Source organism: Klenkia soli (assembly GCF_900103975.1).
GTDB classification, from domain to species: domain Bacteria; phylum Actinomycetota; class Actinomycetes; order Mycobacteriales; family Geodermatophilaceae; genus Klenkia; species Klenkia soli.
Window position 1 is genome coordinate 22,023 of sequence record NZ_FNIR01000007.1, and the last position, 20,540, is coordinate 42,562.

General features: G+C 74.5%; 15 protein-coding genes. 3 read left to right on the top strand and 12 right to left on the bottom strand.

The genetic code is table 11. The features are described 5' to 3' along the window. Nucleotides 1–48 precede the first annotated feature (48 nt). Complete coding sequence (locus BLS67_RS11845; RefSeq protein WP_091245142.1) at nt 49–687, bottom strand: TetR/AcrR family transcriptional regulator; 639 nt, start codon at nt 685–687, stop codon at nt 49–51. 92 nt (nt 688–779) lie between these two features. Between BLS67_RS11845 and BLS67_RS11850 the strand changes: the two genes are divergently transcribed. Beyond that, nucleotides 780–1,976, top strand: coding sequence for an FAD-dependent oxidoreductase (locus BLS67_RS11850; protein ID WP_091245144.1), 1,197 nt, complete (start codon nt 780–782; stop codon nt 1,974–1,976). On the opposite strand, the gene BLS67_RS11855 is transcribed toward BLS67_RS11850, so the two are convergent. The 10 genes from BLS67_RS11855 to BLS67_RS11900 form a co-directional block, all read right to left on the bottom strand. Then, complete coding sequence (locus tag BLS67_RS11855; RefSeq protein ID WP_091245147.1) at nt 1,963–2,955, bottom strand: Gfo/Idh/MocA family protein; 993 nt, start codon at nt 2,953–2,955, stop codon at nt 1,963–1,965. The genes BLS67_RS11850 and BLS67_RS11855 overlap by 14 nt on opposite strands. Then, the gene (locus tag BLS67_RS11860) at nt 2,955–4,433 is read right to left on the bottom strand and encodes a glycoside hydrolase family 43 protein (RefSeq protein WP_091245148.1); all 1,479 of its coding nucleotides are present in this window, start codon (nt 4,431–4,433) and stop codon (nt 2,955–2,957) included. The genes BLS67_RS11855 and BLS67_RS11860 overlap by 1 nt, the downstream gene beginning before the upstream one ends. Beyond that, a complete protein-coding gene (locus BLS67_RS11865; RefSeq protein WP_242654012.1) occupies nt 4,430–5,728 on the bottom strand; it encodes a C-glycoside deglycosidase beta subunit domain-containing protein in 1,299 nt (432 codons plus the stop codon). Before BLS67_RS11865 ends, BLS67_RS11860 begins: the two co-directional genes overlap by 4 nt. Nucleotides 5,729–5,730: 2 nt before the next feature. After that, a complete protein-coding gene (locus BLS67_RS11870; RefSeq protein WP_091245151.1) occupies nt 5,731–7,272 on the bottom strand; it encodes a GMC oxidoreductase in 1,542 nt (513 codons plus the stop codon). Next, nucleotides 7,269–8,375 (bottom strand): Gfo/Idh/MocA family protein, encoded by a 1,107-nt coding sequence (locus BLS67_RS11875; protein ID WP_091245155.1) that lies wholly within the window; start codon nt 8,373–8,375, stop codon nt 7,269–7,271. Before BLS67_RS11875 ends, BLS67_RS11870 begins: the two co-directional genes overlap by 4 nt. Before the next feature lie 86 nt (nt 8,376–8,461). Then, nucleotides 8,462–9,295, bottom strand: coding sequence for an ATP-binding cassette domain-containing protein (locus tag BLS67_RS11880; RefSeq protein WP_091245158.1), 834 nt, complete (start codon nt 9,293–9,295; stop codon nt 8,462–8,464). Then, entirely contained in the window at nt 9,292–11,112 is a 1,821-nt protein-coding gene (locus BLS67_RS11885) for a dipeptide/oligopeptide/nickel ABC transporter permease/ATP-binding protein (protein ID WP_091245160.1), read from the bottom strand. Before BLS67_RS11885 ends, BLS67_RS11880 begins: the two co-directional genes overlap by 4 nt. Continuing rightward, the gene (locus BLS67_RS11890; RefSeq protein ID WP_091245163.1) at nt 11,109–12,050 is read right to left on the bottom strand and encodes an ABC transporter permease; all 942 of its coding nucleotides are present in this window, start codon (nt 12,048–12,050) and stop codon (nt 11,109–11,111) included. The genes BLS67_RS11885 and BLS67_RS11890 overlap by 4 nt, the downstream gene beginning before the upstream one ends. Before the next feature lie 71 nt (nt 12,051–12,121). Continuing rightward, nucleotides 12,122–13,654, bottom strand: a complete 1,533-nt coding sequence (locus BLS67_RS11895) for an ABC transporter substrate-binding protein (protein WP_165617563.1) — start codon at nt 13,652–13,654, stop codon at nt 12,122–12,124. A gap of 148 nt (nt 13,655–13,802) precedes the next feature. Then, the gene (locus BLS67_RS11900; protein WP_091245168.1) at nt 13,803–15,065 is read right to left on the bottom strand and encodes an ROK family protein; all 1,263 of its coding nucleotides are present in this window, start codon (nt 15,063–15,065) and stop codon (nt 13,803–13,805) included. Nucleotides 15,066–15,158: 93 nt separating this feature from the next. Here BLS67_RS11900 and BLS67_RS11905 point away from each other — a divergent pair, with 93 nt between their 5' ends. Beyond that, nucleotides 15,159–18,017, top strand: coding sequence for an alpha-L-rhamnosidase (locus tag BLS67_RS11905; protein ID WP_091245169.1), 2,859 nt, complete (start codon nt 15,159–15,161; stop codon nt 18,015–18,017). Next, the gene (locus tag BLS67_RS11910) at nt 18,014–19,654 is read left to right on the top strand and encodes a DUF5597 domain-containing protein (protein WP_091245172.1); all 1,641 of its coding nucleotides are present in this window, start codon (nt 18,014–18,016) and stop codon (nt 19,652–19,654) included. Before BLS67_RS11905 ends, BLS67_RS11910 begins: the two co-directional genes overlap by 4 nt. Here BLS67_RS11910 and hisG read toward each other — a convergent pair whose 3' ends face one another. Beyond that, nucleotides 19,655–20,536, bottom strand: coding sequence for an ATP phosphoribosyltransferase (gene hisG, locus BLS67_RS11915; protein WP_242654013.1), 882 nt, complete (start codon nt 20,534–20,536; stop codon nt 19,655–19,657). It abuts the gene before it with no gap. Between the last annotated feature and the right edge of the window lie 4 nt (nt 20,537–20,540).

The following is a 20,540-nucleotide window of genomic DNA, read 5'->3' on the forward strand; positions in this document are numbered from 1 at the left end:
GAGCTCCACGTGGGCGGCGGCCGCGTCGTCCGGCCGCGCGGCCTGCAGTCAGCGTCCGAGCAGGTGGCGGACGGCGGCGTCGGCCTGGGCGGAGACGAAGGCGGCGTCGTCCAGCGGGACGGCGGTGGTGAAGTCGGCACCCCAGGCCACCCGCAGCACCCCGGCGGCGAAGACGGATCCGAAGCAGGTGCGGGCCGCGGCCGCGGGCGCGGGGTGGGTGACCGCCTCCCCCAGCCGGCCGACCAGCTCCACGAAGGCCTCCTCGAGGGCGTGCGCGTACCCGGCTCCGCGCCGGTGCACCTCCGGGTGGGCGGCGGAGATCAGCACGACGGCGCCGAGGAACCGCCGGTGCGCGAGCATCCCGCCCAGCACCGCGGCGACGGCGTCGCGGACGAGCTGCGCGGGATCGCCGTGCTGCAGGTCCTCCAGCGCGCCCTGCGCCGGGGCCAGCCGGGCGATGCCGTGCTCGTAGACGGCGAGGAAGAGCGCTTCCTTGTTCGTGGTGCGGGCGTAGATCGCCGGAGGGGCCACCCCGGCCCGCTCGCACAGCGCGGCGATGGTGAAGGCGTCGTAGCCGCCCTCCTCCAGCAGCTGCACGCCGGCGTCGAGCACCCGGGCCCAGGCCTCACGGCTGCGGCGCTGCAGGGGCGGGCGGATCTGCAGGTCCGACGGCAGGGGTTCAGCCACGACGACATCCTCCCTTGACAGCCGGGTGACCTGGGTTACGGTCGCAACAGTAGTGCTCACTACTGTTCAGCCGACACGACGAGGTGCCCGACATGTCCCACCCCTCCCCCGGACGGGTCGCCGTCCTCGGCGCCGGCCCCGCCGGCATGGCCGCCGCGCTCGGCGCGATCCGCGCCGGCCACGACGTCACGGTGTACGAGCGGTACCGGGAGGCACGGCCGGCCGGCAACATCCTCAACCTGTGGCCGCCGCCGCTGAAGGCGCTGCGGGCGCTGGGGGTGGACACCGTCGACCTCGGGGCCCCGACCGACTCCGAGTTCCGCAACCTGCGCGGCGACGTCCGGGTGCGGGTCAAGCTCGACCAGGCGGCCAAGGACGAGTTCGGCGGCGGGTTCATCGGCCTGCTGCGCCCCGAGCTCTACCGCCGCATGCTCGAGGCCCTGCCCGGGGGCACCATCCGCTTCGGCCAGCAGGTCGAGCGCATCGAGCAGGACGACCGCGCGGTCACCCTGCACTTCGCCGACGGCAGCACCGCCGAGCACGACGTGCTGGTCGGCGGTGACGGCATCGACTCGCTCGTGCGGCGGACCCTGTGGGGCGACGCCCCCAAGCGGGAGCACAAGCTGCACATCTTCGGCGGCTTCACCTTCGCCGAGGTCCCGGGCACCACCCCGAACAGCTGCGTGCTGACCCACGGCCCGACCGTGCAGGGCAGCTGGACGTCGATCCGGCACGAGGGCCGCGACGGCCACCAGTGGTGGGTGCTGACCGCCTGCGACCCCGACGCCCCCGCCCCGGCCGACCTCAAGGCCGCGGCGACCGCGCTGGCCACCGGCTTCCCCGCCCCGCTGCCCGGGCTGATCGCCGCCACCGCCGACGCCGACGTGCAGCGGTGGGTGCTCCGCGACCGGCCCGCGCTGGAGCAGTGGTCGAGGGGCCGCGCCACCCTGGTCGGCGACGCCGCCCACCCGACGTCGCCCTACGCCGCATACGGCGCGGGCATGTCCATCGAGGACGGCTACTTCCTCGGCGTCGCCCTGCGCGGGGTCGACCTCACCGACGCCGCCGCCGTGGCCGTGGCACTCCAGAGCTACGAGGACCCGCGCAAGCCGCACACCGCCCAGCAGGTGCAGCAGGCCTACCTGCTGGGCAAGGTGTTCCACCACGCGCCCGCGTTCCTGCGGCCGGTGCGGGACTTCGTCTTCGACCACACCCCGTTCCTGCAGAAGGTGGCCGGCGACAGCAACCCGGCGATGATCAGCAAGCAGCTGGCCCTCATCGAGGGCTGACCCGGTCCGCCGCAGGGTGGGCGACCAACCGGGCGCGGACCAGGTCGATCGTGTCCAGGACGGCGATCGTGTCCCGCAGCGGCCGGTCGGGGTGCTCCAGGAGTCCCGCGGCGAGGGCCTCGCCGACCGCGCGGAACATGGGCACGTAACCGTTGCCCTCCAGCGGCAGCGTGATGCGGTCGGGCCGCCGGGACGGCGGCGTCAGCACCTCGAGGGAACCCGTGGCGAAGAACGGTGCGTCCAGGGTGATCGCCCCGTCCGTCCCGCCGATGTCCGCGCCCGCCCCGACGAAGCTGCGCAGGCTGGTCAGCAGGGAGGCGAACCGGGCGTCGCCGTGGCGCAGGAACACCGACGCCGTCAGGTCGACGCCGTCCGCGCGCACCTCACCGGTCGCATCGACGGCCGTCGGCGCGCCGAGCAGCAGGTGCGCCAGGGTCAGCGGGTAGACCCCCATGTCCAGCAGCGCCCCGCCGCCGTCGGGCCGCCAGTGCGCCGCGCCGGGCGGTGGCGGGAAGCCGAAGCTGGCCCGGACCGAGCGCACCTCGCCGATCCTGCCGTCGGCGACCTCCTGGAGCACCCGGCGCACGGCGGGGTTGAAACGCATCCACATGGCCTCCATCAAGAAGCGGCCCTGCTCGGCGGCGAGCGCGGCCAGCGACCGCGCCTCGTCGGCCGTGCTGGCGAGGGCCTTCTCGACGAGGACGTGCTTGCCGGCCAGCAGCGCCCGGCGGGCGAGGTCGGCGTGGGTGCCGATCGGGGTGCAGAGGTAGACGACGTCGACGTCGTCGGCGGCGAGGAGCGCGTCCACGTCGCCGTACCACCGCGGGACCTCGTGGGCGGCCGCGAACGCGGCCGCGGTCTCCTCGTGGCGCGAGGCGACGGCCACGAGGTGGACGTTCTCGGCCAGGTGCAGATCACCGACGGTGGCCCGGCTGATCCCGCCGGTGCCGACCATCCCCCACCGCGTCCGGCCGCTCATCAGCCGGCCACGCCTCCGCCCTCGAGCAGCGCGTCCGCGGCATCCGACCCGCGGTACCGCAGGGCGCGCACCAGCACCCTGCCGTCGGTGCAGGTGATCCCGGCCAGCCGGCCGGTCATGCCGCCGGCGACCTCGGTGGAGACGTACCGGCCGTCCACCGACCCCAGGGCCTCGAACGCCCCGTCGACGACGATGCCCGCGGTGACCCGGTCCGGGCCCAGCCCCGTGGAGAACGGGCGCGGCTCGGTCCCCGGCGAGGTCGCGATCCGCAGCTGCGTGCCGGCCGGCAGCTCACGCGTCCCGAGCACGTGCCGGACGTCCCCGACCGCCCAGACCGCCGACACCCGGCCGTCGGCCACCTCCAGCTCCAGGCCGTGCCGCGGGTCGATGCGCAGCGCCACCCCCCCGGTGCCGGTGACCTCGAGGTCTGCGGTGACGTCGCAGAAGAGCTGCTCCTGCCGGGTGCCCAGGAAGCCCGGGCCCACTACCAGCCCGCGGTCGGTCCAGCGGGTCAGCTCTGCGGGGAACCGCTCGGCGGCCACCCACTCCGGGCCCGTGCCCGGGCCGGTCAGCTCACGGACGACGACCTCGTCCACCGGCCCGATCGGCTCGACCGGCCCCGCGACGACCGGCCAGCCGTCCACCCAGTCGATGTCGACGGCGAAGGTCTCCCGGCCCAGCACGTGCCACTCCGGGCTGGCGCCGCGGGCCCGCACGCCGTGGAACACCATCGCCCAGCTGCCGTCGGGGCGGTGCACCAGGTCGGCGTGCCCGGTGTTCTGCACCGGGTGGTCGGTGCCCCGGTGGGTGAGCACCGGCCCGGTCGGGCACGCCTCGAAGGGGCCGGACGGCGAGGCACTCCGCGCGATGGTCACGGCGTGACCGCGCTCGGTGCCGCCCTCGGCGATGAGCAGGTACCAGTGCTCGCCGATGCGGTACAGGTGCGGGCCCTCGGGGAACTTGCCCCCGGTGCCCGACCAGATCCGCCGCGGCGGGGTCAGCACCTCGCCGGTCACCGGGTCGATCGCCGACTGCACGATGCCGCCCAGGGCACCGAACCCGGCGTACGTCATCAGGCAGGTGCCGTCGTCGTCCCACGCCAGGTCGGGGTCGATGCCGACCGCGCCGGGGATCCGGGCGGGCACCGACCAGGGGCCGGCCGGGTCGGTCGCCCAGCTGATCAGCTGCCCGCCCTCGTCGGTCCAGTTGGTGGTGGCCATCCAGCACCGGCCGCCGTGGTGGCGCAGGGTCGGTGCGAACACACCGCCGGCCGGGCCCGCGTCGCGCACGTCGAGCTGCTCGGGCCGGTCCAGCACGTGCCCGATCTGCTCCCAGGTGCGCAGGTCGGTCGACCGGAACAGCGGGACGCCGGGGGCGTACTCGAAGCTCGAGCAGGCCAGCAGGTACTCCCCGTCGACGACGCAGACGCTCGGGTCGGGGTGGAAGCCCGGGACGACCGGGCGGGTGCCGACGCTCATGACCGCTCGGCAGCGATGGAGCGCATCAGGGCGTGCGACCGGCGGACCTGGTCCCCGCCGCGGTACGGGTCGCGCCGGCCCTCGTACTCGCTGGACAGCCAGCCCGACCAGCCGGCGTCCTGCAGCGCCGGGATGATCTCCCGCCACGGCACGTGCAGGTCGTGCAGGTCGTCGTCGACGGTGGCGAACTTGGCCTGGATGAAGTGCACGTGCGGCAGCACCTCGACCAGGTCGGCGATCGGCACGGCGAGCGGGCGCAGGTGCATCGGCACCTCCTCGTCGTCGTCGACCTGGATCTCCTCGGACAGCTCCAGGACCGGTGCGGTGTTGAAGATGCCGGTGTCGACGAGCAGCTTGAAGTGGTCGCTGCCGGTTCGCTCGATGAAGTCCACGTAGGCCTGGGTGACCGGGTGCTTGATCGGCGTCGGGGCGTGGATCTCCGGGCAGATGACGACGTCGAGCTCGGCGGCCAGCTCCAGCGAGCGCTCGACGGACTCCTGCCAGATCGGGTGCGGGTCCAGGTCCCAGGAGGTGACCCCGAACTTCGGCCGCACCGAGGTGAAGCCCAGCCGGGAGGCCAGCCGCAGGTCCTGCTGGATCTGGGCGGCGCCCTCCTCGGCGGTGAGGCTGCGGTCGTGCCACATCTCGGTGTCGACCCAGGAGCCGTAGTTGGTGGCGGTCAGGGAGTAGCGGTCCAGCAGGGTGCGCCAGTGGTCCACCCAGCCGGCGTCCGGGGTGGGGTAGCCCGGGATGTTGCCCTCGCCGAGGATCTCCACGCCGGTGGCACCCATGTCGGCGATGTCGGCGAGCACGTCCTCCATCGTCATCAGCGTGTAGATGTCGGCGGTGTAGCTGTAGGTGGAGACGCCGAACTTCAGCCCGCCGCCGGGCACCGGCGGGACCAGCACCGGGGTGGCCGAGGCGGTGAACGTCGTCCGGTTCACCATCGGCGGGAAGTAGGGACGGCGGAGGAAGACCACCACGTCGAGCTGGTGCACACCCGCGGCGAGGCCGCCGGGCTTCGGCACGGTGATGGTGGCCAGCTCGTCGAGCTGCCAGCGGACGTCGGTCGAGGCGCGCAGTTCGTCCAGGGTGAGCGTGCGGCCCTGCAGCGTCCACAGCGGCACGTGGTCGGGGACCCGCTCGCCGTCGACCACGACCTCGACGCCGTCGAGCAGGCTGCCCGAGACGCCCCGGTAGTTGGGGTTGCGGAGCTGGAACCGGAAGCCGGTGACCCGGCCGCCCTCGGTGACGTTGCGGAAGCCGCGGGATTGGATGACGGAGCGGTCGAGCATGGTCAGTTCCTCTCGGAGAGCGAGCCGGCGATCGAGCGCGCGCCGGCGACGGCGAGCGCGACCGAGGTCAGGGTGGGGTTGCAGGCGATGGGGGTGGGGATGACGCCGTTGCCCGCGACGTGCAGGCCGGGGACGTCCCAGACCTCCGAGGTGGGCCCGCAGACCGAGGTGCCGTCGGGGGTCTCGCCCATCCGGACGGTGCCCTGGATGTGCAGCGAGGCGCCCGGGCCGAAGGTGAACGGCTCGCCGCCCAGCGGGTCGCCGAGGGCCGCGGCGACCTCCTTCACCGCGGCGGTGGCCGCCGCGATCGAGGCGTGGTCGGCCTCGGTGAGCCGGTAGTGCACCTGGATGCCGGGCATGCCGTACGGGTCGGGCGCGGTCTCGTCGAACTCGAGCCGGTCGCTGTCCTGCAGGTCCTTGGCGCAGAACCAGCCCAGCCCGACGATGGTGCCCGGGGTCGGGACGTCGTCGGCGGCCAGCGGCACCGGAGAGGCGTCGAGCTGCATGACCTGGCCGTGGAAGGGGTGCTGGTCGGTGTAGGGCACCCAGCTGACCCCGCTCTGCGCCACGATCGAGCTGCGGCCGCGCGGGTCGACGTCCTCCTGGTCGGCGTGCCCGACGTCGCGCAGCCGGACGGCGTAGACGGTCTGCGGCTGGTCGTTGAGGTACCGGCCCAGCGCGTGCGGCCGGACGCCGGAGGCCCACAGCAGCTGCGGGGTGCGCAGACTGTCCGCGGCCACGACGACGTACCGGGCGGCGACGTCGTGCTCCTGCCCCGTCTGCAGGTCGCGCACCCGGACGCCGGACGCGCGCCCGTCGGTCAGCAGCACCCGGGTGACCAGCGCCTCGGGCAGCAGGGTGTGCCGCGGGTTGGCCCGGGTGACGTCGCCGTAGACGACGTCGGAGCCCGACCAGGTCAGCCGGCCGTCGGCGTGCCGGGTGACCGCCAGCGGCATCGGGCCGACCCGGCGGTCCTCCGCCCGGTCGGCGTCCAGGTGGTCGGCCAGCCGCTTGCGGACCTCGTCGGCGAACGGGGCGTCGTCGAAGGCGTGGTCGTCGACGGCCAGCAGCCTCTCGCCCTCGGTCAGCAGCTCGTCGAGGTCGGCCAGGAACGCGATCCGCTCGCCCTCGCCGGGCCGCGGGCAGGCGCCGGTCCAGTGCGCGCCCATGCCGCCGACGTTGCTGGACATCGCCGCGTTGGGCAGGCCGTCCTCGCCGGGCTGGCGGTAGCCCGCGGGCAGCAGCCAGGTGCCGGGGCGGGCCATCCGGGGCGCCTCGTCGGCGTAGCCGTCCATGGTGTCGGTCGGGGTGTCCGCCGAGAGCGGCGCCGGGCCCTCCGAGGCGCGCTGGGCGGCGGACCGGGCCTGCTCGTCGAGGATGTTCTTCACGTGCCCGCCGGGCGGGTCGGCCAGCTGCGGACCGACCTCGAGGGTCAGCAGGGTGGCCTGCGGGGCGCGCTCGCTGAGCACGCGGGCGTAGGCGGCGCCGCACGGGCCGCTGCCCACGATGACGACGTCGACGCTGGTGGGGAAGGTCCTGCTCATGGGGTGGCTCCTGCCGGTGCGGCGGTGGTGGGGGTGACGTCGACCCAGCGGTCCGTGCGCGCGGACTCCAGGACCGCGGCGGTGAGGTGCGCGGCCCGCAGGCCGTCGGTGAAGGTGGGCAGCCCGTCGGGGGTGTCCCCGGCGAGCGCGGCGTAGGTGTCGGCGACGAAGGCGTCGAAGCAGTCCTGGTAGCCCTGCGGGTGGCCGGCCGGGACCCGGTCGTACCGGGTCGCGCCGGGGTGCGCCGACGTTCCGCGGGCCAGCAGCGTGGTGGCGTCCCGTTCGCCGACCCACAGCGTCTCGGGGGCCTCCTGGTCGAAGACCAGGCCCTCGTGCTCGCCGTCCAGGGAGAACCACAGCCGGTTCTTCCGGCCCGGGCTGACCTGGCTGACGGTGAGGTTCCCGGTCGCGCCGCCGTCGGTCTCGAACAGCACGACGGCGCCGTCCTCGGTGCGCACCGGGCGCCCGCCCCGCTCGGGGACGGCGACCAGCAGCCGGGCGGCCAGGCGGGTGACCCGGTGGCCGGTGACGAACTCGACCAGGTCGCACCAGTGCACGCCGATGTCGGCGAACGCGCGGGAGGGCCCGCCGACGGCGGGGTCGACGCGCCAGTCGTCGTCCTCGTGGCCGGTCAGCCAGTCCTGCAGGTAGGACCCGTGCAGCAGGCGCAACGGACCGGTCCGGCCGTCGGCGACGCGGGCGCGGGCCTCGCGCACCGTGGGGTAGAAGCGGTAGACGAACGGCACGGTGGCGACCACGCCGGCCGCCGCGGCCAGCGCGGTGAGCTCGGCCGCCTCGGTCGGGTCGACGGCCAGCGGCTTCTCGCAGACGACGTGCTTCCCGGCGGCGAGCACCGCGCGGACCAGCGGGGCGTGCGTGGCGTTGGGCGTGCAGACGTGGACGACGTCGACGTCGGTGGCCAGCAGCTGGTCCAGGTCGTCGGCGCACGCCTGCGCACCCAGCCGGTCGGCGGCGGCGCGGGAGCGCTCGGGGGTGGAGCCGACGACGGCGGCGAGGACGCCGCCGCTGCGGGTGATCGCCCGGGCGTGCACGGTGGCCATGAAGCCACCGCCGACGACGCCGGCTCGGATGCGGTCGGTCACGGTCGTCTCCTCTCGGGGCTGTTCAGGACGTGCGGGACCCCGGCGACGGGGTGCGTCGTCGTGGCGGGGCGGGGCGGGGTGAGGGGTCAGGCGCGGGCGGCGGCGAGGCGGTGGCGCTCCTCCCGGCGGGCGGCCTGACGGGCGGGGTCGGGCACGGGGGCGGCCAGCAGCAGGGTGCGGGTGTAGGAGTGCCGCGGGTCGCTCGTCACCTGGGCGGCGTCGCCGGTCTCCACCAGCTCACCGCGGTGCATGACGGCGACCCGATGGCTGATGTGCCGGACAACCGACAGGTCGTGGGTGATGAACAGGTAGGCCACGCCGGTGCGCTCCTGGATCTCGATGAAGAGGTCCAGCACGCGCGACTGGGTGCTGAGGTCCAGCGCGCTGACCGGCTCGTCGCAGACGATCACCGCGGGGTCCCGGGACAGCGCGCGGGCGATGGCGATCCGCTGACGCTGGCCGCCGGAGAACTCCCGGGGCAGCCGCTGGCCGGCGTCCTGGGGCAGGTGCACCTCGTCGAGCAGGTCGCGCACCCGGCGGTCGGCGTCGGCCCGGCTGGCCCCGGCCACCACCAGCGGCTCGGTGAGGATGTCGGCGACGGTCATCGCCGGGTTCAGCGAGCTGTAGGGGTCCTGGAACACGACCTGGATGTCCCGGCTCAGCGCCCGGCGGGCCTTCGTTCCGATGCCGGAGATGCGCTCGCCGCGGAACCGGATCTCCCCGCCGGTCACCGGCGCGAGCCCGAGGACGGCGCGGCCCAGCGTCGTCTTGCCCGAGCCGGATTCTCCCACCAGCCCGACGGTCTCGCCGGGGAGGATGTCCAGGCTGATCCCGTGCAGCACCCGCGCGGGCGCCTGGCGGAAGCCGCGGAGCGGGTACTCCACGACGACGTCCTCGATCTCCAGCAGCGGCGCGGTCATCGGGTGCCTCCGGCGGGGGTGGTCAGGGCCGCCCGTGCGGGACCGCCCTCGAGGGTCGCGGCCAGCAGGCTGCGGGTGTACTCGTGCTGCGGGTCGGCGAACAGCTGGGCGGCCGCCGCGGACTCCACGACCTCCCCGGCGCGCATGACGGTGACCGTGTCGCACAGGTCGGCCACCACGCCGAAGTCGTGGGTGACCAGCAGGACGCCGAGGTCGCGCTCGGCCTGCAGGTCGCGGACGAGGTCGAGCACCTCGGCCTGCACGGTGACGTCCAGGGCGGTGGTGGGCTCGTCGGCGATCAGCAGGTCGGGGTCGCAGGACAGCGCGCCGGCGATGAGCACCCGCTGGGCCATGCCGCCGGAGATCTGGTGCGGGTAGCTGTCGAAGACCCGTGCCGGGTCGACGATGCCCACCCGGTCCAGCAGCTGGATCGCCTTGGCCTTGGCCTCCGCCTTCGACAGGCCCAGGTGGTGCCGCATCGGCTCGGTGAGCTGGGAACCGATCCGGAAGGAGGGGTCCAGGTTGCTCATCGGCTCCTGCGGGATGTAGCCGATCCGCCGGCCGCGCAGCTGGTTCATCCCGCGCCGGGAGATGCCCCGCAGGTCACCGCCGTCGAAGGTCAGGGTGGTCGCCGAGGTGTGCGCCTGCGGCGGCAGCAGCCCGAGGACGGCGAAGGCGGTCTGGCTCTTGCCCGAGCCTGACTCCCCCACCAGGCCGTGCACCTCGCCGCGGCGGATGGTCAGCGAGACGCCGTGCACGACCTCTCCCTCGCCGCCGTCCGGCTCGGGGTAGGCCACCCGCAGGCCCTCGACCCGGAGCAGGGCGTCGTCGGGGGCGGGGGCCGTCCCCGAGCTCGGCCGGCCGTCCTCGACGACCGGACCGACGGCCCGGACCGCCGAGCGCCTGCGCACCGGCGGGGTCGCCCCGACGCCGAGCACGTCGCGCAGGCCGTTGCCGACCAGGCTGCACGCGGTGACGGTGACGACGATCGCCAGCCCCGGGAGGAGGAGCAGGTTCGGCGCTGCGTAGATCTTGGCGAAGGCGTCGTTGAGCATCCCGCCCCAGCTGGCCTGGTTCGCCGAGCCCAGCCCGATGAACTCCAGGCCGGCCTGCAGCACGATCGCGATGCCCAGGACCTGCGACATCTGGATGATCGTCGGGGCCACCACCACGGGCAGCACGTGCCGCCGCATGATGCGCGGGTCCGAGAGCCCGGCGACCCGGGCGGCGTCGACGTACAGCTCGCCGCGGACGGCGATGATCGAGGCGCGCACCAGGCGGAAGACCCCGGGGGCGATGACGACGCCGAAGACCAGCATCGCCAGCTCGGTGCTGCGGCCGAACTGGGCCAGCACCACCAGCAGGATGATGATCGCCGGCTGGGCCATCACCAGGTTCGCCACCCAGCTCGCCGCGGCGTCGAAGCGGCCGCGGTAGTAGCCGGCCAGGACACCGGCCGGCAGGCCCAGCACCAGGGCCACCGCCACCACGATCAGTGCGCCGACCAGGCTGGTGCGGGCGCCGTAGAGCAGCTGGGCGAGCACGTCCCGGCCCAGGCCGTCGGTGCCCAGCGGGCTGTCGCCGCCGAAGGGGGCCAGCGCGTTGGTGATCGAGGACGCCGTGGGGCTCGCAGACGTGAGCAGCGGCGCTGCCGCCGCCAGGACCGCGACCAGCAGCAGCCAGGCCACCGAGGCCACCGCCACGGGCTTGCGCAGGAACCGGCGCGCCACGCCGGCCCGGGGCGGGACGGCGGTCGGGGCGACCGAGGACGAGGGAGCGGCTGCGGCGGCCGGACCGCCGTCGGACAGGAGGCTCATGCCGTGCGCACCTTCGGGTTGAGCCAGCCCAGGGCCAGATCGGCCAGCAGGTTGACGACGACGACGAGCACGACGGTGAGCACCACGACGCCCAGGACCACCGGGACGTCGCCCGTACTGGCCGCCGAGGTCGCGCGCTCGCCGATGCCGTTGAGACCGAACACCTTCTCGATCACGACCGCGCCGCTGATGAGGGCGATGAACTGCAGGGACAGCACGGTCAGCGAGGCCGGCGCGGCGTTCCGCAGGGCGTGCTTGAGCAGGATGCTGCGGGTCGGCAGGCCACGGCTGCGCAGCGTGCGGACGTAGTCCTGGCCCAGCACGTCGATCATCGAGCCGCGGGTCTGGGTGGCCACGGTGGCGGTCGCGCCGATGGCCAGCGCGACGGCGGGCAGCGTGATCGACGCCGCCCACAGCCCGGGGTCCTGGGCGAACGGGGTGTAGCCGATGGCCGGGAAGAGGCCCAGCTGCACGGCGAAGACCAGGGCGAGCAGGAGGCCGACCAGGAAGTTGGGGACCGCGAAGGCCAGGATCGAGGCGCCCTGCAGGGCCGAGTCGACCCAGCCGCCGCGCACCGCGGCCACCACGCCGATCACCACGCTGACCAGGGCGGTCAGCACGATCGCGGCGACGACCAGGGACAACGAGATGGGCAGGGCGTCGGCGACGGTGCCGCCGACCGGCTGGTTGGTGAACCAGGAGACCCCCAGGTCCCCGTGCACCGCGCTGGTCAGCCAGTCCCAGTACCTCTCGAGCACCGGGCGGTCCAGCCCGAGCTCCTGACGCTTGGCCAGCACGGTGGCGGCGTCGGCCTGCGGGCCGACGATCCGCCGGGCGGGGTCGGACCCGGTGGCGTTGGTGAGGAAGAAGGTCGCCGTGGCGGTGACCCAGACGAGCACGACACCGGCGCCGAGCCGCTTGAGCAGGAACCCGAGCATCGTTGCCCTCCTGGTCCAGGTGGATGGGTGGACCCGCGCCCGCGGGGGTGTCCCCGCGGGCGCGGGGTGGGTCAGCTACCGGCCGGTGCGAAGCTGCTCAGCGGCGGGATCGACAGCCCGGGCACGCCCTGGACCGTGACGTCGGCCGTGGTCACGTAGGCACCCTCGAGGGCGTACCAGGGGGCGAACCAGGCCTGCTCGACCAGCTGGTCGGACAGCTGCTGCAGCACGTCGGCCTGCTGGTCGGCCGGGGCGGTGACGGCCTGCTGCACCAGCGCGTCGATGGAGGGGTCGCTGCTCTTGAACGGGTTGAACGGCGACTGCTGGGTGAGCGTGAGGCCGATCATCTCGTAGGGCGACCCGGCGGTCAGCGTGAAGAAGTTCGCCGGCCACTGCGCGCCGATGATGCTGCCGACGACCTGGTCACCGGTGATCGGCGCGTAGGTGACGTCGATGTTCAGCGAGGAGAAGGCCTCGGTCATGGCGGCCTGCTCGTCGGGGTAGACCGGCGAGAAGTCCGGCAGCGTCATCGAGAAGCCGTCGGCGTACCCGGCCTCGGCCATGAGCTCCTTGGCCTTGTCCAGGTCGAAGTCGTAGGTGCCCTCGAGCGAGGCGTCGTAGCCGTCGGACTCCGGCCCGAAGACCTGCACGGTGGGCTGGCCCAGACCGTTCTTCACCACGTCGACGATCGACTGGCGGTCGATGGCGTAGTTGATCGCCTGCCGCACCCGCACATCACCCAGGGCCGGGGCCAGGGCGCCGGCGCGGTCCCACAGGTAGATGCCCTCGATGCCGCCGCTGGTGTAGGTGGTCACCGTCAGGCCCGCGCTCTCCGCGCCGTCCTGCAGGTCGTTGGTCTGGGCGGTCGAGCCGTCGATCTGGCCCGACCGCAGGCCGTTGAGCACCGCGGTGGTGTCGTCGAGGTACTGCACCTCGACGGTGTCGAAGGGGTAGGAGTCGGCGTCCCAGTAGTCCTCGTTGCGGGTGAACGTGTAGTCGCTGCCCGCGGTGCTGGCGTCGGCGTCGTAGACGTACGGGCCGGAGCCGACCGGGTTGGTGGCCAGGTCGGGGCTGTCCAGCGCGTCCGGGCTGGCCATGTAGCCGCTGCTGCGGGCCAGGCTCTGCAGCAGGCCCGGGTCGGGCCGGCTGAGGACGAGGTCCACGTGGGTGGCGTCGACGACCTCGACGCTGCTGATCGACCCGAGCGCGGTGCCGGCCTCGCCGGTGGCGGCGCGGGCGACGTCCAGGTTGGCCTTGACCGCGTCGGCGTCGAACGCGGTGCCGTCGGTGAAGGTCACGCCCTCGCGCAGGGTCAGGCTCAGCGTCGTGTTGGTCTCGTCGTAGGACCACTCGGTGGCGAGGTCCGCGGCGGGCTGGCCGTCGGCGTCCTGGGTGAGCAGCTTGTCGTAGACGGCCTGGTAGTAGGTGTCCTCGGGGCCGCTCTGCGCCATCGCGCCGATGGCGAACGAGCTGGGCGGGGTGATCGCGGCGAGGGTCAGGGTGTCGTCACCGCCCCCGGACCCGGAGGAGGAACCGCCCCCGCCGCCGCACGCGGCGAGCAGGAGCAGGGACGCGGCACTGGCCGCGATGAGGGACCGACGCATGGGGACTCCAGGGGCGACGGGACCGACGGTGGCCCCGGGCGGCGCGAGCCGCTGTGACAGGTCGCAGGCGCCCGGTCTGTGCCTCGGGTCACCCTGCATCGCCGACTTTAGCGCCAGTGGCACATATGTCAAGGACCACGTTCGTGGCTCAGCCCACGGCCACCTGGTGCAGGTGCGCGGCGTGGCCCACCGGGCTGCCGTGCTCGACCCAGTGGCCGAGCCCGGCCGGGTCGAAGAGCTGCTCGATGGCCAGGATGGCCGCGCCGGTCACCCCCTCCTGGAAGCCCAGCGAGGCAGGCCGGATCACCAGCTGCTGCCCGGCCAGCCGGGAGACCCGGCCGCGCACGGTCTCGGCGAAGGTGTCGAACACCGACTCCCCCACCCGCAGGGCGCCTCCGCCCAGCACCACGGTGCCCGGGTTCACGAAGTTCACCAGGTTGGCCACGGTGGTGCCGACCAGCCGGGCGCTGGCCAGCACCACCTCGGTGGCCAGCGGGTCGCCGTCCCGGGCGGCCATGCCGACGTCCTCGGCGGTGAGCTGGCCGTGCCGCTCGAGCAACCGGCGCAGCGCCGGGCTCTCGTCGACCCGGCCGGTCACGCGGCGCACCAGGCTCCAGCCCCCCGACAGCGCCTCCAGGCACCCGGTCTGGCCGCACCGGCACAGGACGTCGGGGTCGTCGGTGACCTGCAGGTGGCCGATGTCCCCGGCCGCCCCGCTGTCGCCGCGCCACACCTGGCCCCGCGAGACCAGACCGGCGCCGACCCCTTCGTCGACCAGGATGTACAGCAGGTCGCGCCCGTCCTGGGGCTCGCCGACGTGCCACTCGGCCAGGGCCATGAGGTTGACGTCGTTGTCCACCCAGACGGGGGCGTCGTAGCGCTCACGGAACCAGGTGCGCACGCTGTGGCCGTCCCATCCGGGCAGGATCGGCGGGGCCACGATGCGGCCGCTGCCGAAGCTGACCGGCCCGGACACGCCGACCCCGAACGCCCACGGCTCGGTGCGGGTCCGGCGGGCCAGCCGGGTGAACATGCCGTCGAGCATCGCCATGGTCGCCTCGGGCCCGACGTCGGCCACCCAGTCCTGCTGCATCGAGGCGATCACGGCGCCGTCGAGGGTGGCCACCGCCACGCGGCTCTCGGTGGCCCCGATGACCGCGGCGAACACGTGCCCGGCCTCGACCCGGAACCGCAGCTGGCGCGAGGGCCGCCCACCGCCGGAGGGCGCCAGGTCGGCGTCCTCTAGCAGGCCGACGTCGATGGCCTGCTGCACCCGCTGGGCGACGACCTTGCGGCCCAGCCCGCTCTGCTGCTCCAGGGCCGGCCGGGTCAGTGCCGCGCCGGTGCGCACCAGGTTGATCAGGCGGCTCTGCACGAAGGCGTCCTGCGGGGACGGTGCCGAGCTGGTCATGGGGGTTCCCTCCGAGCGATGTGCCCGCCATCATAAGTTCTTCCCGCACACAAGCCAGCGTCGCTGGCCCCGTCGAGCGATGCCGGAGTCCCCATGGTCCAGCCCTCCCCCGCCACACCTCGGCCCCGGGTCGTCGACCTGCGGGCCGGACGCCGTCGGGACGGCGTGCGGTGGGTCGACGGACCGGCCCCGGTGCTGTCCTGGCGCACCGCCGACGGGCCGCCCGGGTGGGTGCAGTCCCGGGCCGAGCTGAGGGTGACGTGGCTGGACGACGGCGGCAGCACCGGCACCGCGACGGCGTCCGGCCCGGTGAGCACCGGCATCGCCTGGCCCTGGCGGCCGCTGCGGTCACGGGAGCGGGTGCGCATCGAGGTCGTGACGGCCGCCGTGGACGGGCCCGCCTCGGCGGGCGCCGCCGTCGAGGTCGAGGCACCGCTGCTGGACGCCGCCGACTGGACCGCCTCGTGGATCGCGCTCCCCACCGGCGAGGACACCCCGGGGCAGCTGCGCCGCTGCTTCACCCTCCCCGCCGCACCGGTCCGCGCCCGCCTGCACGTGACCGCCCTCGGCGCGCTGGAGGTCGAGCTCAACGGGGTGCGCGTCGGCGACGAGGTGCTGGCCCCGGGGTGGACGGCCTACCACGACCGGGTGCTGGCCAGCACCCACGACGTCACCGACCTGCTGCGGGCCGGGACCAACGTGGTCGGCGCCTGGCTCGCCGGGGCCTGGTTCACCGAGCGGTACGGCTTCTTCGGCCGCGCCCGCCGCGCCTACGACGGCCCACCCGCCCTGCTGGCCCAGCTGGAGGTGGACCTGGTCGACGGCACCCGCGTGGTGGTCGGCACCGACGGCACCTGGACGGGGACGACGGAAGGACCGCTGCGCGCCTCGGGCATCTACGCGGGCGAGGAGTTCGACGCCACCCGCCACGACCCGGCGTGGTCGCGCCCGGGGCCCGCCGGCGACGGCTGGGCGCCCGTGCGGGTGCTCCCCGCGCCGTCGGCGGTGGTGCTGCCGGCCACCGCCGAGCCCGTCCGCCGCACGCAGCTGGTCACCCCGGTCGCCCTGACGACCAGCCCGTCGGGCGCGCAGCAGGTCGACTTCGGCCAGAACCTGGTCGGCCGGGTGCGGATCCGGGTCACCGGCCCGGCCGGGCACACGGTCACCCTGCGGCACGCCGAGGTGCTGGAGGACGGCGAGCTGGCCACCCGGCAGCTGCGGCACGCGTACTCGGTGGACCGGTACACCCTGGCCGGTACCGGGGTCGAGGAGTGGGAGCCGCGGTTCACCTTCCACGGGTTCCGTTACCTGCAGGTCGACGACTGGCCCGGCGAGCTGACCGCCGCCGACGTCACCGCGGTGGTCTGCCACTCCGACATGGCTCCGACGGCGTCCTTCTCCTGCTCGGAGCCGTTGCTGGAGAGGCTGCACGAGAACGTCGCGTGGAGCATGCGCGGCAACTTCCTGTCCATCCCCACCGACTGCCCGCAGCGCGACGAGCGGCTGGGCTGGACCGGGGACCTGCAGGTCTTCGCCGGCGCCGCGGCGACCCTGCACGACTGCGACGCCTTCCTCACCTCGTGGCTGGCCGACCTGGCCGCCGAGCAGCGCCGCAGCGGAGGTGTCGTCCCGATCATCGTGCCCACCGCGATGCCCGAGGACCGCGAGGGCGTCGTGGCGGCCTGGGGTGACGCGGCGACCGTCGTCCCGTGGACGCTGCACGAGCGGTTCGGCGACGTCGACGTGCTCGCCCGGCAGTGGGCGAGCATGCAGGCCTGGGTGGAGGTGGAGCTGGCGCAGGCCGACGAGGAGGGCCTGTGGTCCCGCGGCTACCAGCTGGGCGACTGGCTGGACCCGCGGGCGCCGGCGCACAGCCCGCGCGAGGGGCGGACGCACCCGTCGCTGGTGGCCTCGGCCTACCTGTTCCGCTCGCTGGACGTCGTCGCCCGCACCGCCCGGGTGCTCGGCCAGGACGCCGACGCTGACCGGTACGCGGGCCTGGCCGAGCGCACCCGCACCGCGTTCCTGGCCGCCTACGTGACCCCGGCCGGGCGGATGGTCTCCGCGGGACCCACGACCTACGCGATGACCCTGGTGTTCGGCATCGCCACCGACCCGCTGCTGCGCGAGCGGCTGGGGCGGCGGCTGGCCGAGGTCGTGCGGGAGGACGGCTACCGGATCGGCACCGGGTTCGTCGGCACGCCGCTGGTCATGGACGCCCTCTGCGCCACCGGTCAGCTGCACACGGCAGGTCGGCTGCTGCTGCAGACGGAGTCGCCGTCCTGGCTGTACCCGGTCACGGTCGGGGCGACCACGGTGTGGGAGCGCTGGGACGCCCTGCTGCCCGACGGCACGGTCAACCCGCACGAGATGACGTCGTTCAACCACTACGCCCTGGGCGCGGTGGTCGACTGGCTGCACCGCGGCCTGGTGGGCATCGCCCCCGCGGAGCCCGGCTACCGGCGGGTGCGGGTGGCCCCGGTCGTCCTGCCCGGCCTGACGTCGGCCACGAGCGACCTGGTCACCCCCTACGGCCCGGTGCACGCGGGCTGGGTGCTCGCCGACGGCGCCGTCCGCGTGACCGCGCACATCCCGACCGGGGCCGGCGCCGACGTCCTGCTGCCCGACGGCACGACAGACCAGGTCGGGTCCGGCGAGCACAGCTGGACGGTGCCGTGGGCCCCGCCGGTGCCCACCCCGCAGCTGGCCGGCCTGGACACCGACCTGGCCGAGCTGGTCGACGACCCCGAGGCGCTGGCCCTGGTCCGCTCCCGGGTGGCCGCCTTCGACCCCGGCCGGGCCCGGGCCTTCGACGGCCCGCTGCGCTACGAGGCCGGCTCCACCCTGCGCACCGCCCTGATGTTCGCCGACCCCGCCGGCCTGCAGCAGGTCGACCAGGCACTGCTCGACCTCGCCGCCCACCGCACCACCCCCACCGAGGAGACCCCGTGACCACCACCCCGCTGCCCCACCTGCGCGCCACCGCCACCGGGCACCAGCTCGTCGTCGACGGCCGCCCGGCGCTGCTGCTGGGCGGGCAGCTGCACAACTCCACCTCCTCGGACCCCGTCGGCGTCCGCGCGGTGCTGGCCCGGTTGGCCGCCGAGGGGGTGCGCACGGTGATCGGCTCGGTCAGCTGGGCGCAGGTCGAACCGGTCGAGGGCACCCTGGACCTGGCGACGGTCGATGCCCAGGTGGCCGCCGCGCAGGAGCTGGACCTGCGGCTGGTGCTGATCTGGTTCGGCGCGTTCAAGAACGCGTCGTCGACCTACGCGCCGACCTGGGTCCGTGCGGACACCGACCGCTTCCCCCGCGCGCGGACCCGCGGGGACCGGACGCAGGCCTTCACCTACCCCGGCGGCATGCCCAAGCCGGTGCTCAGCGTGTTCTCCCCCGAGCTGCTCGAGGCCGACCGCCGCGCCTACACCGGTTTCCTGCGGCACCTGGCCGAGGTCGACCCGACCCACCGGGTCGTCCTGGTCCAGGTGGAGAACGAGGTCGGGCTGCTCGGCGACAGCCGCGACCGCTCCCCGGTGGCCGAGCGGGCCTGGGCGGCACCGGTGCCGCAACCGCTGCTGGACCTGCTCGGACGGGGTGGGGAACTGCGCCCCGAGCTGACCGCGCTGTGGGCGCGCCACGGACGCCGGACGTCGGGCACCTGGGCGGAGGTCTTCGGCGACGACTGGGAGGCCGACGAGGTGTTCATGGCCTGGGGCTTCGGCTCCTACCTGGGCTCCCTGGCCACGGCCGGCAAGGAGGTCCTGGCGCTGCCCACCCTGGCCAACGCCTGGCTCGGGCCGCAGCCGGGCCAGCCCGAGGCCGGCGACTACCCCAGCGGGGGCCCGGTCGCCCGGGTGCTCGACGTCTGGCGGGCGGCGGCACCGGACCTGGACCTGCTCGGGCCGGACCTCTACGGCGCCGACGTCGCGCCGGTCATGGCCGCCTACGACCGGCCGGACAACCCGCTGTTCGTCCCGGAGTCGGCGCTGCGCACCGGGAGCATGTTCTGGGCGCTGGGCCGGCACCGGGCCCTGGGCATGTCGATGTTCGGCATCGACCACCTGCGCGCCGGCAGTCAGCTGGGCGAGGCCTGCCGGCTGCTCGGGTCCCTGGAGGACCGGATCACCGCGGCGCAGGCCGAGGGCCGGATCGCCGGGGTGCTGCTGGCCGACGGCGCCACCGAGCAGTCGTTCGAGGTGGCCGGGCACCGGGTCGTGGCCCGCGACGCCCGCGCCCTGCTGGACCGCATGCTGCTCGACGTGGGTGTGCAGGGACCGCCCCCGCCGGGCCCGCGCCCCGACGAGTGCCACGACCCCGACGGCCGGCCCTCCCCCGCGGACGGACGCGCCTTCGGGATCGTCATCGCCGAGGGCCCGGGCGACCTCCTGCTGGTCGGCCAGGGCCTGACCGTCGACGTCGAACCCGACGACGACACCCACGTCGTCGAGGTGGACGTCGTCGAGGAGGGCACCGTCGTGGACGGCGCCTGGGTGCCCGGGCGGCAGCTCAACGGCGACGAGCGGCTGTTCCTGCTGCCCCTGGACCGGTTGGGCGCGGTGCGGCTGCGGGTGCTCCGGCGCCCGCGGTGATCAGATGCGGCAGGCGTGGATCGACGTCACCAGGATGGCCCGGGCGCCGAGCTCCCACAGCTCGTCCATGAGCCGGTTGGTCTCGGCCTGGCGGACCATCGCCCGCACGGCCGACCAGCCCGGCGTCTGCAGCCGGCTGACCGTCGGGCCCTCGAGGCCCGGGGTGATGGCGGTGGCCTTCTCGAGGAGGTCGTCGGGGCAGTCGTAGTCCAGCATCACGTACTGCCGGGCCACCAGCACCCCGCGCAGCCGGCGCTGCAGCTGCGCCACGGCCGGGTTGTCCTCGGCACCGGTGCGCTGCACCAGGATCGCCTCGCTGGTCAGCACCGGGTCGCCGATCACGTGCAGACCTGCCTGGCGCAGCGTCGTCCCGGTCTCGACGACGTCGCAGACGGCGTCGGCCACGCCCAGCCGGCACGCGGTCTCGACCGCGCCGTCGAGCTTGACCACCGCGGCGTCGATGCCGGACTCGGCCAGGAACTTCTGCAGCAGCACCGGGTACGCGGTGGCGATGCGGGTGCCGGCCAGGTCGGCCACGGTCTCGATGCCCGAACCGGTGGGGCTGGCGAACCGGAAGGACGAGCGGCCGAAGCCCAGTGCCATGACCTCGACGGCCGGGGACTGCGTGGCCGGCGGGGTGGTCTCCTGCAGCATGTCCCGGCCGGTGATGCCGACGTCCAGCGTGCCGGCGGCGACGTAGACGGCGATGTCCCGCGGTCGCAGGTAGAAGAACTCGGTGTCGGAGTCGGGGTCGTAGACCGCGAGGTCCTTGGTGCTGCGGCGCTGGCGGTAGCCGCTCTCGGACAGCATCTCGGCCGCGGGTTCGGACAGGACGCCCTTGTTGGGGACGGCGACGCGCAGCACGGGGGAACTCCTGGTCATCGGT

Bases quoted from the DNA above. Each gene is read 5' to 3' on its own strand.
- BLS67_RS11865 (WP_242654012.1), bottom strand. From the start codon at position 5,728: ATGCTCGACCGCTCCGTCATCCAATCCCGCGGCTTCCGCAACGTCACC.
- BLS67_RS11850 (WP_091245144.1), top strand. From the start codon at position 780: ATGTCCCACCCCTCCCCCGGACGGGTCGCCGTCCTCGGCGCCGGCCCC.
- BLS67_RS11855 (WP_091245147.1), bottom strand. From the start codon at position 2,955: ATGAGCGGCCGGACGCGGTGGGGGATGGTCGGCACCGGCGGGATCAGC.
- BLS67_RS11860 (WP_091245148.1), bottom strand. From the start codon at position 4,433: ATGAGCGTCGGCACCCGCCCGGTCGTCCCGGGCTTCCACCCCGACCCG.
- BLS67_RS11885 (WP_091245160.1), bottom strand. From the start codon at position 11,112: ATGAGCCTCCTGTCCGACGGCGGTCCGGCCGCCGCAGCCGCTCCCTCG.
- BLS67_RS11880 (WP_091245158.1), bottom strand. From the start codon at position 9,295: ATGACCGCGCCGCTGCTGGAGATCGAGGACGTCGTCGTGGAGTACCCG.
- BLS67_RS11890 (WP_091245163.1), bottom strand. From the start codon at position 12,050: ATGCTCGGGTTCCTGCTCAAGCGGCTCGGCGCCGGTGTCGTGCTCGTC.
- hisG (WP_242654013.1), bottom strand. From the start codon at position 20,536: ATGACCAGGAGTTCCCCCGTGCTGCGCGTCGCCGTCCCCAACAAGGGC.
- BLS67_RS11905 (WP_091245169.1), top strand. From the start codon at position 15,159: ATGGTCCAGCCCTCCCCCGCCACACCTCGGCCCCGGGTCGTCGACCTG.
- BLS67_RS11900 (WP_091245168.1), bottom strand. From the start codon at position 15,065: ATGACCAGCTCGGCACCGTCCCCGCAGGACGCCTTCGTGCAGAGCCGC.
- BLS67_RS11895 (WP_165617563.1), bottom strand. From the start codon at position 13,654: ATGCGTCGGTCCCTCATCGCGGCCAGTGCCGCGTCCCTGCTCCTGCTC.
- BLS67_RS11870 (WP_091245151.1), bottom strand. From the start codon at position 7,272: ATGAGCAGGACCTTCCCCACCAGCGTCGACGTCGTCATCGTGGGCAGC.